Source organism: Kribbella sp. NPDC051952, from assembly GCF_040680855.1.
In the GTDB taxonomy this organism is placed as follows: domain Bacteria; phylum Actinomycetota; class Actinomycetes; order Propionibacteriales; family Kribbellaceae; genus Kribbella.
The window spans coordinates 196,863-210,806 of record NZ_JBFAXQ010000003.1; the positions used below are offsets into that span (position 1 = coordinate 196,863).

Consider the following 13,944-nt stretch of genomic DNA (forward strand, 5'->3'; position numbering starts at 1 on the left):
ACCGGCCTCCGGTCGGGCACAATCGGGAAATGATCCGGATCCACTTCACACCGGCGGACCTGGGCCGGGTCACGTTCCCCGCCGAACCGTCCCCGCTGTGGGAAGCCGCGCTCGCCGCCCGCGCGCTGGGTGATCGCGCGATCCCACCCGTCGCCCGGCGCTGGCGCCGCGACGCCGGCCGACGCCTGCGGCCGTCGATGCGCCCGCTCTTCAAGCTGATCGCTCCGGCCGGCCAGTTCCCGGACTTCCTCACCCCCGACGTGCGCGGCCTCGAACCAGCCGTCGAGGCACTGATGGACACCCCGACCGAGGTCATCCGCGATGAGCTCGGGCCTTGGCTGCCTGCCGACATAGAGCCCTTCATGCGCGGCCTGCTCGCCGGTGCGCCCGGATCCCGTCGCGCGCTCGGCGCCGCCGTACGGGACTTCCACCAGCAGGTCCTTGTCCCGTCCTCCGCCGAGCTGGACCGCCGGTACGGCGCCGACCTTGCACTCCGCTCCCACACGCTCCTGCACGGCGGGGTCGATGCTCTCCTCGCCGCGCTCCACCCCGACGTCGAGTGGTCGACACCGGTCCTCACCACCCACGGCCTCACTCCGGGCCGCACTCTCAACATCCACCTGGACGGCCGCGGTCTCCAGCTCTATCCCTCACCGCTGGTCGCCGACTGCCTGGCCCTGGACAGCCCGAACCACCGCCCGGTCCTCGTCTATCCGTGCACCGACCACCCGGCCGAAGATCCCGGCACCACCGACGCCCTGGCTGATCTCCTCGGCCGGACCCGAGCCCAAGTTCTTCGCTCGTTGCGGGTCCCGGCCAGCACGACCCAACTGGCTCGACGTCTCACCATCTCCCTGCCGTCCACCTCGGACCACACGAGAATCCTGCGAGCTGCCGGCCTGATCACCACCCATCGCAGCCAAGGCAGCACCCTGCACTCCCTGACTCCGGCCGCACGCCAGCTCCTGACCGGCAGTGGCGCGTGGCGAAGCCGCCGGAGCGAGGGCTCCGGCGGCTTCAGAGGGTTGGGCTAGTTGCGGTTGATGGTGAAGGTTGTCGTGGTGTTGCGGATGTCGACCGCGTTGTTGGACAGGATCAGGTTGTTGAAGGTGACCGAGCCGACCGCTGGGCCTTGACCGGGTTCAGGAAGCTCGTTGGCCCAGATGCCGAAGCCGGACTTGGCGTCGAACGCGTCGCCGGACTTGCGTGCTCCTGAAATCGTCGTGTTGGTGAAGACGGTGTCGGCGACCGGGAACTGCGGCTGACCGCCGACGTAGTTGGTCTGGAACATGATTCCGCTGTACGTCGGATCGACGACGTCCAGATCGGTGACGCGAATCCCCTGGAAGATCTTCGATGCCGAGAAGACCCACACGCCGGGGAAGGCCTGGTTACCCCAGAAGTGCCCGCCCGAGCGTACGACGGAAGCGTTCTCGAACCGCGTCGGCGGAGTGGCGCCGAAACCGTTCATCGGGATGCCGAAGTCGAGCGAGCTGATCGTGATACCGGGGTAGGTGAGCATGTCCGCGGCGTACAGGTTCCGGAACACGTTGTTCGTCCCGCCGTAGACCGCGAATCCGGCGGCCCGCCAGGTCAGCGACGCGGACAGGTTCTCGAAGACGTTGTCCCGCACCTCGCCGCCACCACCGTCGATGGCGTTGAAGAGCGCGAAACTGTCGTCACCGGTCGAGCGGGCGTCGTTGTTGCTGACCGTGTTACCGGCCGACCCGTTCGTCATGTTGATGCCATCGGCGAACGAGTCCCGGATCCGCGAGTTCTTGATCACCGAGTTGTCGGTGTTCGCGCCCCAGTACAGGCACATCTGGTGCTCGGCCCAGATGTTGTCGATGGTCATGTTCGACGTACCCGAGAAGTTGAAGACCTTGCCCGGTCCGTCGTTGCGGCTGTCGTAGTTGCCGAAGTACGAGAATCCACTGAACGTCGATCCGTTCGCCGACGACTGTGAATCGAAGCCGACGTCGGTGTTGGACTGGTTCTGCGGTGCGACGAAGCGGGTGAACCACGGTCCCGCGCCGACCACCTTGATGGCCCGGCCGTACACGTTGAACTTCGACGAGGTCTGGTACTCACCCGCCGGCAGATACACGCCCTGCAGCGTGGTGTCCTGCCGGACTCGGTCGAGTGCGCTCTGCACGTCCTGCTGGGTGAACCCGGCCGGTGTCACGAACCCGGCCCCCGGGTTCGCAATCGCGGAGACGGCCTCGGTGTCGATGAAGTCGATCGAGTACGTCGAGGAGTTCGACGGGTCCTTCTGCAGCCGGATCTTCGTCCCCTGCGGATAGGTCTGGTCGAGCATGATGTTGGCTTCGTCGTAGATGTGCCGGGCCGGACCCGACCCCGGGGAGTTGTTCGGTGACGCTTCCGCGCCGTACAGCCACGCGTACTTCGAGGTCAGCGGCAACGTCTTGGCGAAGCTGCCGTTCACGTACACGCTGATCGACGACGTCTGACCGCCACCGCCCGCCGAGTCCGGCATCGAGAACCGGGTGACGAGGGTGTTCGTACTGCCCCGCGTGGTGAACTCGACGTACGAACCGTTCGAGTTCAGCGTGACCGCGCGCCGCCCGGAGGCCTCACCGGCCAGGTCGCCGATCGTCCGGTTCGGGCCGATCACGGTCGCGCCGCCACCGACGGTGGCGTCCTCGGCCTCGAGGTGGTCGTACGGCATGTTGGCTCCGCGACCCACGAAGAACGGCCGCTCGCTGGTGTTATTGGTCCGCTTCACGGGCAGTTCGTTCGCGTCGTCCGCGAGTACGACGCGCACTGTGTAGCGACCGTTCGCCGCGGTCCAGTTGCCTAGGGCAACGGCGGAAGTGGTTGCGCCGGCCGCGATCGAGCCGTTGTACGAGCCGGTGAGGGTGGTGACGACAGAGGTGCCGTTGAGGATGGTCAGGGTGATCCCATGCGCACCAGACGCAGAGGCCACGCTGCCTTGGTTCTTCAGTGCGACCGAGAAGGAGACGGCATTCCCGGCGGCTGGGTTGTTCGGCGTCCAGTTCACTGCGGCCGCGATCAGGTCCGAGCTCGCGACAGGTGTGACAGTCAACGGACCGGACGCATTGCCGGTGTTGTTGCCATCGCTCTGCTCGATCACGGCGTTCGCCTCATCGACCTTGGCGCTCAACGCATAGCTGCCGGCGTCACGGGTTCCGATCGACGCGCTGACCGTGGTCGACGCTCCGGCCGCGAGTGCGCCGACGGCCGCCGTACCGACCTTGGTCGTGCCTAGATAGAAGTTCACGTCGGTCGCCGGGGAGCCCGCCGTACCGGAGTTGTTCACCGTCGCCCGCACTGTGATCGTGTCGGTCTCGACCGGCGAGGTCGGGGTCCAGGAGACGTTCGAGAGGGTGAGATCCGGGTTCGGTGCCGGGACGCCCATCACCTGCAGTTCCGCGACCTGTCCGGCCGGTGCGCCGGTGTTCGCGGTGAAGTTCAGCCGTACGTCGGCTACCCGCGCGCTCACCGGGATCGTGACCGAGTTGCCGTTGGCCGGATTGAACGTGTAGTTGGCAGAGGCAACGATCGTGGTGAAGCCGGACGCACTCTGCTCGCGACCGAGGATCGAGAAGGTCTGGGTGCGGGTGCCCCAGGCCGGGTCCGGGTTGAGTCGGATCACGATCGAGCTGAGGTCGGCGTTCGACCCGAGCCGCGTGGTCAACGTGGCCGGGTTGGCGTTGCCCTCCCAGTACGTCGTGACGTTGTCGTCGTTCGCGTTGGCCGGTACGAAGATGTGCACGTAGCCGGATGCGTCGATCGGCTTGCCCAACGCCAGGTTGCTGCCCGGCCCGGTGCTGCCGTTGCGGGTCACGGTGTTGCTGTTCGCCGACTGGTTGCCAGCGGCATCCTTCGCGCGGACGAAGTACGACACCGACGCGCTGGCCGGCTGGTTGTCGGTGTAGGTGAGGACGTTGCCGGCCAGGCTGGTCCGCAGCTGGCCGTTGGCGTAGACGTCGTACCCGGTGACTCCGACGTTGTCCGTCGAGGCGTTCCAGGTGAGGCGGATCTGACCGGTGCCGGGCTCGGTGAAAGCCAGGCCGCCCGGGGCGGTGGGAGCCTGGGTGTCGCCGGTGGCCGGGCCGTAGACCTCGAGCTCGGACAGCTGACCGGCCGGCCAGCCGGTGTTCGCGGTGATCCGGATCCGGACGAAGCGGGTCGTCGCGGTGCCGTAGTCGATCGTCACGGTGTTGCTCGGTGGGTTGAACGCGCGGACGGCCGACGCGGACAGGTCGCTGAAGTTCTGTCCGTCGGTGCTGCCCTGGACCGCGAGGGTCTGGTTGCGGGCGCCCCAGCCGGAGGTCGGCAGCTTGAGGACGACCTGGTTGGTCGCGACCGACGAGCCGAGGTCGACCTGGACCCACTGCGGGAACGCGTTGTTGGCGCTCTCCCAGTAGGTGCCCTGATTCCCGTCGGTCACGTTCGACGCGCCGTACGTCTGGGTGGAGCTACTGGCCGCCGCGGTCTTGCCGGCGGCGAGGTTGGGCCCGGCCAGAGCGGCGGCGGATGCGGTGCCGGCCTGGGTCGGATGGATGAGCGGGCCGGTCGTCAGCGCCAGACTCGCGGCGAGCAGGACGACCGGCAGGCGCCATTTCGGGATTCGCATGGCCTCTCCTGGTGGGCGGGGTGGTGAGGACGCAGGGGAGTAGCCGCCACGCGAGAGTCCAAAACTTTCTCTGGCTTGCTAATTTCTTGCGCAGCGCTGGCTCATTGTTACGGCAGCACTCCGCGAGCGTCAACGGTTCATGACGCTTGGTCAGGACGCGGGTGGTCAGGAGTAGTCGCCGGAGAACCAGCGGGTCGGGGTGAAGGTGAAGAAGACGATCGTGCTGTCCGGGTCGTCGACCTCGGCGTGCGCGAATCCCTGCGCCGCCTCCTCGGGCATGTAGCGCCGCACGATCGGGAGCATCTGCTCGACGGTCGGCCGGGTGGCGGAGTCCAGGGTCGCCTCGACCGTGACGTACTTGGCCGGCCAGGCCTCCTCCTGGACCAGGAACGTGATCACGCCCGCGGCCTGGATCGCCTCGGCCCGCGCCGTCTTCCGGCCCTGCGTGTTGGTGAACATCGTCAAAGCCCCACCGGGCTCGTAGGCGTAGAAGGTCGGCACCGTGGTCGGCGGCCGCCCGTCCGCACCACTCACGCTCACCACTCCGATGTGCTGTCCGGCCAGGAACTCTTCACGCTTCGCTGCGGTCATCGTCGTCATGCAGTAAGCTTGCAAAAAACAAGTAGTCTCTGTCAAGTAGAGTGAGAATATGACCACGAAGACCTATGGCCAGTACTGCGGTGTGGCCCGGGCGCTCGAGCTCGTCGGGGAGCGCTGGGCGCTGCTGATCATCCGCGATCTCCTGGTCGAGCCGAAGCGGTACACGGATCTGCGGGCGGGCCTGCCGAAGATCCCGACCAACGTCCTGGCGACCCGGCTCAAGGAGTTGGAGAGCGCCGGCCTGGTCGAGCGCCGGGTGCAGCCCCGGCCGTCGGGCGCGATCGTCTACGAGCTCACGCCGTACGGTCTGGAGCTGGAGGACGTCGTACTGGCGCTCGGCCGGTGGGGAGCGCGGTCACTCGGGGAGCTTCGGCCGGGCGAGATCGCGACGGCGGACTCGCTGGTGATGGCGCTGCGGTCGACGTACCACCCGTCGAAGCGCGGGACGGGCAAGCTGGCCTACGAGCTGCGGTTCGGCGACATCGTCGTGCATGCGGTCTGCTCGGGCTCGACGCTGACTGCGGAGCCTGGCCCGTTCCGGTCGCCGGCGCCGGCCAACTTGGTGGTCATCGAGGCGATGGCACCGCTGACGCCGTTGCTGACCGGGGCGATCGACGGGGCGAAGGCACTGGCCGATGGGATGGTGGGCCATCAGGCCAGTGCCGCCGACCTCGACGTCTTTGCGACGGTCTTCCGTATTACTTAGTGCTTGGCCGGGCCCTCCGCGCCGGCTCCGGTGAGGGAGCGGACGGACAGCTCGTGGTAGCGGATCTGGCTCGACTTGTCCCGGCCGAGGAAGGTGCCGAGGACACCGAACAGGAACCCGAGCGGGATCGAGACGATGCCCGGGTTCGACAGCGGGAACCAGGCGAAGTCGGAGCCGGTGATCATCGACGTCGACTTGCCCGACACGACCGGGGAGAACACCACGAGAACGACGGCGGAGACCAGGCCTCCGTAGATGCTCCAGACCGCGCCCGAGGTGTTGAACCGCTTCCAGAACAGGTTGAACAGCAGCGCCGGCAGGTTCGCCGAGGCCGCGACCGCGAACGCGAGGGCGACCAGGAAGGCGATGTTCAGTTTCTGCGCCGGAATCGCCAACCCGATCGCGACTGCGCCGATCCCGATCGCCGCGAACCGTGCGACCCGCAGCTCACTCTTCTCGGACGGCTTCTCCTTCGCCGAACCTGACCCACGCAGCACGTTCGCGTACAGGTCGTGCGCGAACGACGATGCCGATGTCAGGGTCAGGCCCGCGACCACCGCGAGGATGGTGGCGAACGCGACCGCCGCGATCAACGCGAGCAGGATCGCGCCTCCGATCGAGTCGGCACCACCGCCGACCGACTCGGCCAGCAGCGGCGACGCGACATTGCCCTTCGACTCTGCGACGGCTGAACCCTTGGCGGTGTTCAGCAGGGCGGCCGCACCGAACCCGAGGGCCAGCGTCATCAGGTAGAACGCCCCGATCAGTCCGATCGCCCACTGCACCGACCGGCGCGCGGACTTCGAGTCGGGCACGGTGTAGAAGCGGATCAGGATGTGCGGCAGCCCCGCCGTACCGAGGACGAGCGCCAGGCCGAGGGAGAGGAAGTCGATCTGGCCGGTCAGGTCCTTGCCGTACAGCAACCCGGGCTGCAGGAAGCTCTCGCCCTTGCCGGACTTGTCGGCCGCCGACCCGAGCAGGTCGGAGATGTTGAAGTGGAACTTCAGCAGCACCAGGAACGTGATCACGACCGTTCCGGCCATCAACAGGACGGCCTTGACGATCTGCACCCAGGTGGTGCCTTTCATGCCGCCGATCGTCACGTAGACGATCATCAGCGCGCCGACCAGGATGATCACGGCCGCCTTGACGCCTTCGCTCTTCACGCCGAGCAGCAGCCCGACCAGCGAACCGGCGCCGACCATCTGGGCCAGCAGGTAGAAGATCGAGACCACGATCGTGGAGGTCGCGGCCGCGGTCCGGACCGGCTTCTGCTTCATCCGGAACGCGAGCTGGTCGGCCATCGTGAACCGGCCCGAGTTCCGCAGCAGCTCGGCGACCAGCAGCAGCGCCACCAGCCAGGCCACCAGGAACCCGATCGAGTAGAGGAAACCGTCGTACCCGTAGAGGGCGATCTGGCCGGAGATGCCGAGGAACGACGCCGCGGACATGTAGTCACCGGCGACGGCGAGGCCGTTCTGCGCGCCGCTGAACGAGCGGCCGCCGGCGTAGTAGTCGGCGGTGGTCTTGTTCTGCCGCGACGCCCACCAGGTGATGTACAGCGTGACGGCAACGACCGCGGTGAACAGCGAGATGGTCAGCGTGCGGTTGCCCGGCTGGGCGTCGGCCAGCGGGATCAGCGCGGGGATGATCAGAGTCACCGGCGGCGCTCCCTCTTGTACTTGGCGTTCAGGCCGTGAGCGAGCGGATCGAGCTTCCGGTTCGCGAACCGGCCGTAGATCGCGGCGATCACGAACGTGGAGACGAACTGCAGCAGGCCGAAGATCAGCGCCACGTTGATGTGCCCGACGACCCGATGACTCATGAAGTCACGAGCCCAGTTGTTGCAGGCGACATAGGCCAGGTACCAGGCCATGAAGACGATCGTCCACGGGACGACGAAGTTCTTGTAGCGCCGCTTCAGCTCTTTGAAGTCGGCCGCCTCGTACACCGCCTCATAGGCACGGGCATCCCGCTCGCGCACCATTTCCTCGTCCATCAGTTCCCCTTTGCGTGGACACCAACGGATGCACGTTAGCCGCAAGTCGCAGGTTTGTGACCTACCGCAACCAAAACGTTTTAGAGGTGCGGGGCTACCGGGGCGTCGAGGGTGCGGCGGTAGTTCGCCAGGTCGCTGGGGCGGGCGCGATAACAATCGGTGAAGTACGGCATCCGCAGCGGCTCGGGCGGACGAGCGGTGGTGTCGTACAGCGTGTCGATCTGTTCGAGGACCGCCTCGCGGCGGGACTCGGTCAGTACGGCGATCCGTGAGTGCGACTCGGCCAGCAGGCGCAGGCCGTTCCGGGTCAGGTCCTGCCAGTGCCGGAACCGGGAGGTCTCCACCAGCGCGAACAGGTCCGACTGCAGCAGGATCGGTACCGGGTCGAACCGGTCGCCACCGGCCTGGTCGCTGCCCTGGATCGCGTGCATCATCCGGCGTACCCACGGGACGACCATGTCCGCGTTGTTCCAGAGCAGCCCGAGTACGCCGTTCGGCCGCAGCACGCGGGCGATCTCCGGCAGGGCCCGGGCGTGGTCGAACCAGTGGAACGCCTGGCCCACGATCACCGCGTCCACCGAGGCGTGGGCGAGCGGGATCGACTCGGCCGCGCCGACCATCGTGTCGATCCCGGACCGGCGACGGCAGACCTCGAGCATCTCCTGGGACGGGTCGACCGCGACCACATCGTGCCCGAGGTCGGCGGCGACGGCGGAGAGTTTGCCGGTGCCGGCGCCCAGATCGAGGACCTGCAGGCCCCGGCCCGGGCCCAGGATCCAGGTCAGCGCCTCGGCGGGAAACGTCGGTCGGCCGGCGTCGTACGCCGACGCGACAGCGCCGAACGACTTCGCCCGGGCCTCGTTCGCCGGCTCCGGTCCTGGATCATCGGTGGTCATCACCGTAAATCATGCCGTAGCGGCAGCCTGCCATGTCGCTAGCAGGCCCTCACTCGCCGAGCTTCTTCTGTTCGATGTGCGCGTTGAGCGTGGACAGCTCCGGATGTGCGTCCAGGAATGTGACCAATTCGGCGCAGCTCATGCCCGCCGCGCCGTGATCGTCGATGAGTGCGTCCAGCAACTTCCAGTCGTCCGGGGTGTCCAGCGTCAGCCGGTACTGCGCACCTCCGCCGGTCCACGGCAGGTTCAGCAACCGCATCTCACCGGACCGGTTCTGGTGCAGGTACGACGTGACGTGCTCGCGGTCGGCCCGCAGCGTCGCCCTGTCCTCGGCGTCGTACAGGCGGGCCGCGGAGAAGATCTCGTAGTCCATGCCGCGCGGGTAGGTCCGCTCGAGGCAGTTCGACAGGTAGAGGTCGAGGTCGTTCTCGGCCCGCCAGCGATCGACGCCCGCGGCAACGATTCCCGGGTCGATCAGCGGGCAGTCGGACGTCACCCGCACGATTCCGTCCAGCCCGTGCTCGCGGGAAGCACCGGCGAAGCGGCTGAGGACGTCGTCCTCGCTACCGCGGAAGACCGGTACGCCGGCGTGCTTGGCCACCTCGACCACGACGTCGTCGTTGAAGTTCGAGGTGGTGGCGACGATCACCGGCAGACCGGTGTGCTGGAGCCGGTCGAGGTGATGCTCGAGGTAGGTCCGGCCACGCACGCTCAGCAGGACCTTGGCGGGCAGGCGGGAACTCGTCACCCGTACCTGCGTGATGATCCCGATCTTCAGGGATTCCATTGGAAAAGCTCCCGGATCTCGGCCGGGCCGGCGACGTTCTCGACGCCGAGCTCGGTGTCGGTGAACTCACGGGCGATCGCCGACGGGACGAACGGCTGGTCCAGTTCCGGCCACAGCCGCTTGATCCGCGCCTGCCCGCCGAACGAGGGATGCTCGTGTTCGAGCACCATCGGATCACCATAGACCCCGGGCTGCAGGCCGATCGAGGCGCCGTACAGAACGGCCGAGCTGAGCCGGTTGGACGCGACCCGCGTGTGCTTGCGGAGTTCGCGCAGCTGTTTGACCAGGAACTTGGCGTCGGTCTTGCGCCAGTGCAGGCCGCGGTAGCCGTGGGTGATGACGCGGAACCCGGCGTCCTCGTAGACCTTCCGGATCGCCGGGTTCTGGTACTCGTTCCAGTACAGGCAGACGGTCACCGGGCCGGTCTCGTGTTCGTTGACCGAGGCAACGAGACGGCCATGATCACCCAGTACATGCTGGCCTTCCCAGCCGTGGAACGGGTAGAAGATGGTGCCCCGGGCCCCTTTTGCGGGGGTGGCGAGCTCCGGGTGCACCTTGAGCAGGTACAGCCAGACCGAGCCGATCACCGAGTAGTTGCGCAGGCCCAGCGAGTGGCCGCGCCGGCGGACGCTGTCGGACCAGACGAACTTCGGCATCCCGGGCGCGAAGTTCGTGCCGTGGGCGAAACCGTCCAGGATGTTCCAGCCGTGCTGCAGGTATCCCCAGATCCGGGGTGGCTTCGCGAGTCCGGCGTACGACGCCATGATGTTCGCGTGCCCGTAGAAGTGGTTGGCGTGGTGCATCAGCGGCGTACCTTCCGCACCAGGCGCTTCAGGCGGCGGCGGATCACGCGCGCCGGGTTGAGGACCGCGTGGCCGACCCGGTAGGGCAGGGACCGCCGGATCCCGCTGACCGTGCCCTCGAACAGGATCGCCCGGGCACTCGCGTGCGCCAACTCATCCGCGAGCCGTGCCACGGTCGCGAGTTGCTCGGCGCTTCCGAGCGGACGGACCACCTCATCCGGACTGAATTCCTGGGTGGGAACGGTGATCCCGGCCATCGAGGCGAGCCGCGCAGTCAGGGTGTGCGGGTCGGCGGCGGCCGGCCATGGTTGCCGTGAGCCACCTTCTAGCGCCCGTCGCGCGAACCGGGCGAGGTGCTCGACCACATCGAGCTCCTGTGCCGTCCCGAACAGCCGGTACGACGTCCCGTCCAGGATCACGTTGTCCGGCGAACCGTTCCCACCGGTACCGAGCCAGGCCACGTACTCGGGGATGATCCGGCGCAAGGTCGCCTGGTCGTCGACGCGCAGGGCGGCGAGTAGGTGCTCCTCCAACAACACACCCTTCCCGCCGGGAACGGCACCCTCCGGAAGCACGCTGGGTGGCTTGGCGCCGAGGACGAAGTACCAGGCCGGCGCCAGCTCCAGGCCCAGACCGGCCTCGGCTGCGTCGAGCAGGAGACGGTACGGGTCCATCAGCACCGGGCCTGCGTTGCGCTCGGCAACAGCCTGGGCTGCGACTACGGCCGCGAAACCGTCGACCGCGGTCACTGCGACTTGTGCGTCGACCAGGGATGGGAAGACCGCGTAGGTGCAGGTGGCCTCGAGTGATGCCTGCAGTGGCTTGAGGCCGGCGGGTGCGGTGTCGGCGACGTCCCGGGCCCAGTCCTCGTCGCGCGGGAGCGCGGCCGTGATCGCGGGCTGGGTGAAGCGCTCGATCCCGAAGGCGTTCGAGGCGCCCAGCAGCAATCGGCCGGAGGGAGAGAGGTGATCCCGCAGCCGATGCAGTGCCTCGGACCAGGTCAGCTTGGCGGTGTCGGGGCCGACCAGGCGTTCGAGGCCGTCCAGCGCAACGATCACGTCGTACGTCTCGTCGCTGGCGAGCCGGTCGAGGGAACCGCAGAAGACCTGGCCCTTGGTGTCGCCGAGTAGTTCGGCGATCTCCTCCGCGTCGGGAGCCGAGCGCAGCAGCAGGTCGATCGAGGTGATCCGGTCGGCGACAGCGGTGATCACCTCGACGGCGTGCGGGCCGGCGATCAGGACGGAGTCCTCCGGCTGGAGGGTGGCGGCCAGGAGCGCTACGGCGGCGGATCCAGCCGCCGCAGGACGAGCGTCCCCCGGGTGCAGATCCGACCAATTGAGCATCTCTCCGCCGATCAAATTCGACCGGGTCACATCAGTCACGTTAGCCAACCAGCTTCAAAAGGGTCTCGATCACCCTGTCGACGTCGCTGTCGGACAGGTCCGGGAAGAGGGGGAGGGAGAGCTCCTCGGCGTAGAAGCGCTCGGCGTTCGGGCACAGACCGCGCTGATAGCCCTGCCGGGCGAAGACCGGGTGCCAGTAGACCGGAATGTAGTTGACCTGTACGCCGATGCCCGCGGCGCGCATGCCCTCGAAGATCTCGCGGCGGCGGCCGTTGAGTACGCGGATCGGGTAGAGGTGCCAGGCGGGATCGACGCCGGCCCGCTGCACCGGCGTACGGAGTCCGTCCACGCCGGCGAACGCCTCGTTGTAGCGGGCGGTGATCTCGGCCCGGCGGTGCTTGAAGTCGGCGAGCCGGGCGAGCTGCGACAGCCCGAGGGCGGCACCGAGATCCGTGAGCCGGTAGTTCACGCCGTACTCGTGGACCTCTTGATGCCACGGACCCTCGTCGGTGAGCTCGAAGCGATCAGGGTCGCGGACGAGGCCGATGAAGTGGAACTCATGGGCGCGCTGCCCGACCGCCGGGTCCTTGCAGACGACCGCGCCGCCCTCGCCGGTGGTCAGGTTCTTGGTCGGGAAGAACGACATCGTGGTCACATCGGCGAGATCCCCGATCGGCCTCCCATCCGCGCGACCGCCGACCGAATGAGCCGCGTCCGCGAGGGTCCGGGCCCCGACCCGATCCGCCAACGGCTGGAGTACGTCGTACTCCGCGGCCTGACCCGCGTAGTCGACGGCCGCGATCACCTTGGTCCGGTCTGTCAGCGCAGCCTCGACCGCCGACGGATCGATCAACGCGGTGTCCTCGTCGACGTCCGCGAAGACGATCGTCGCACCGAGGATCGCGGCGCAGGACGCCGTCGCGACGAACGTCATCGGGGTGGTGATGACCTCGTCACCCGGTCCGACGCCGAGTGCGGCGTACGCGATGTGCAGGGCCGCGGTGCCCGACGTACAGCTGACCGTGCGGTGGCCACCGGCGAGTTCGGAGACGGCGTTCTCGAAGGCGGTGACGGCCGGACCGGTGGTGAGCCAGTCGCCGCGCAGGACGGCGGTGACCGCCTCGATGTCCGCGGCGGAGATTGATTGGCGTCCGTAGGGCAGCATCGGGCTATTCACTCTCGAGGATCTTGCGGATCTCCTCGATCGAGTACCACAGCTCGTTGGTGTCCGACGCGAAGTGGAACCCGTCCGCGACCGGGCGACCGTCGGACGGCGGCAGGTAGCCCCAGGTGGCCAGGTCGGGCTGCAGCACGTACCGGTTGCCGACCAGGAGCGCGCGGCGGCCCTCCTCCGGGCTGATCATCTCTTCGTGCAGCTTCTCGCCCGGGCGGAGGCCGACGTCGTGCATCTTCGCCCCCGGCGCGATCGCCTCGGCCAGGTCGGTCACCTTCATCGAGGGGATCCGCGGCACGAACAGCTCGCCACCGGTCATCAGCTCGAACGAGTCGACCACGAACCGGACCGCCTCCGGCAGCGTGATCAGGAACCGGGTACAGCGCAGGTCGGTGATCGGCAGCGACTGCCCGGCCGCGTGCAGCGCCCGGAACTTCGGGATGATCGAGCCGCGGCTGCCCATCACGTTGCCGTACCGCACCACGCTGAAGCGGGTGTCGTACGCCGCCGCGTAGTGGTTGCCGTTGATGAACAGCTTGTCCGCGGTCAGCTTGGTCGCGCCGTACAGGTTGATCGGGCTGGACGCCTTGTCGGTGGAGAGCGCGACGACCCGCTTCACGCCGGAGTCGATCGCAGCCTCGATGACGTTCTGCGAGCCGATCACGTTGGTCTGGACGAACTCCCACGGGTTGTACTCGCCGCTGTCGACCTGCTTCAGCGCGGCCGCGTGGACGACGTAGTCGACCCGGTGCATGGCGCGCAGCAACCGGGACCGGTCCCGGACGTCGCCGAGGAAGAACCGCAGCCGGGGGTCGTCACCGAACAGCTGGCGGACCTCCCACTGCTTGAGCTCGTCCCGGCTGAAGACGATGAGCCGGCGTGGGTTCAGCTCGTCCAGCGCATACCGGACGAAAGCCCGGCCGAAGGACCCCGTGCCTCCGGTGACCAGGATGTCGGAGCCGGTAAGGATGGACACTCGAGCGGGACCCTTCTGACGGACAGTTCCGAGCACAGT

Annotated in this window: 12 protein-coding genes; 2 read left to right on the forward strand and 10 right to left on the reverse strand. The window is 67.7% G+C overall.

The window, feature by feature from the left end; translation table 11 throughout:
• Nucleotides 1-29: 29 nt before the first annotated feature.
• The gene (locus tag AB0L70_RS08080; RefSeq protein ID WP_363681322.1) at nucleotides 30-1,034 is read left to right on the forward strand and encodes a winged helix-turn-helix domain-containing protein; all 1,005 of its coding nucleotides are present in this window, start codon (nucleotides 30-32) and stop codon (nucleotides 1,032-1,034) included.
• Here the strand turns inward: AB0L70_RS08080 and AB0L70_RS08085 are convergent.
• The gene (locus AB0L70_RS08085; protein WP_363681324.1) at nucleotides 1,031-4,621 is read right to left on the reverse strand and encodes a discoidin domain-containing protein; all 3,591 of its coding nucleotides are present in this window, start codon (nucleotides 4,619-4,621) and stop codon (nucleotides 1,031-1,033) included. The two genes, AB0L70_RS08080 and AB0L70_RS08085, sit on opposite strands and share 4 nt — an antisense overlap.
• 165 nt (nucleotides 4,622-4,786) lie before the next feature.
• Entirely contained in the window at nucleotides 4,787-5,221 is a 435-nt protein-coding gene (locus tag AB0L70_RS08090) for a pyridoxamine 5'-phosphate oxidase family protein (RefSeq protein ID WP_363681326.1), read from the reverse strand.
• A gap of 49 nt (nucleotides 5,222-5,270) precedes the next feature.
• On the opposite strand from AB0L70_RS08090, the gene AB0L70_RS08095 reads away from it, so the two are divergent.
• A complete protein-coding gene (locus AB0L70_RS08095) occupies nucleotides 5,271-5,927 on the forward strand; it encodes a helix-turn-helix domain-containing protein (protein ID WP_363681329.1) in 657 nt (218 codons plus the stop codon).
• Here the strand turns inward: AB0L70_RS08095 and AB0L70_RS08100 are convergent.
• From AB0L70_RS08100 to pseB, 8 genes are all read right to left on the reverse strand, one after another.
• Entirely contained in the window at nucleotides 5,924-7,579 is a 1,656-nt protein-coding gene (locus AB0L70_RS08100; protein ID WP_363681811.1) for a cation acetate symporter, read from the reverse strand. The two genes, AB0L70_RS08095 and AB0L70_RS08100, sit on opposite strands and share 4 nt — an antisense overlap.
• Before the next feature lie 5 nt (nucleotides 7,580-7,584).
• A complete protein-coding gene (locus tag AB0L70_RS08105) occupies nucleotides 7,585-7,926 on the reverse strand; it encodes a DUF485 domain-containing protein (RefSeq protein WP_363681331.1) in 342 nt (113 codons plus the stop codon).
• Nucleotides 7,927-8,006: 80 nt separating this feature from the next.
• Nucleotides 8,007-8,822, reverse strand: a complete 816-nt coding sequence (locus AB0L70_RS08110; RefSeq protein ID WP_363681333.1) for a class I SAM-dependent methyltransferase — start codon at nucleotides 8,820-8,822, stop codon at nucleotides 8,007-8,009.
• Nucleotides 8,823-8,871: 49 nt separating this feature from the next.
• Entirely contained in the window at nucleotides 8,872-9,609 is a 738-nt protein-coding gene (locus AB0L70_RS08115) for a glycosyltransferase family protein (protein WP_363681335.1), read from the reverse strand.
• The gene (locus AB0L70_RS08120) at nucleotides 9,597-10,412 is read right to left on the reverse strand and encodes a hypothetical protein (protein WP_363681337.1); all 816 of its coding nucleotides are present in this window, start codon (nucleotides 10,410-10,412) and stop codon (nucleotides 9,597-9,599) included. The genes AB0L70_RS08115 and AB0L70_RS08120 overlap by 13 nt, the downstream gene beginning before the upstream one ends.
• A complete protein-coding gene (locus AB0L70_RS08125) occupies nucleotides 10,412-11,785 on the reverse strand; it encodes a hypothetical protein (protein ID WP_363681339.1) in 1,374 nt (457 codons plus the stop codon). Before AB0L70_RS08125 ends, AB0L70_RS08120 begins: the two co-directional genes overlap by 1 nt.
• Before the next feature lie 10 nt (nucleotides 11,786-11,795).
• Complete coding sequence (locus AB0L70_RS08130; RefSeq protein WP_363681341.1) at nucleotides 11,796-12,920, reverse strand: aminotransferase class I/II-fold pyridoxal phosphate-dependent enzyme; 1,125 nt, start codon at nucleotides 12,918-12,920, stop codon at nucleotides 11,796-11,798.
• Between the two features lie 4 nt (nucleotides 12,921-12,924).
• Complete coding sequence (gene pseB / locus AB0L70_RS08135; protein WP_363681344.1) at nucleotides 12,925-13,905, reverse strand: UDP-N-acetylglucosamine 4,6-dehydratase (inverting); 981 nt, start codon at nucleotides 13,903-13,905, stop codon at nucleotides 12,925-12,927.
• Nucleotides 13,906-13,944: the final 39 nt, after the last annotated feature.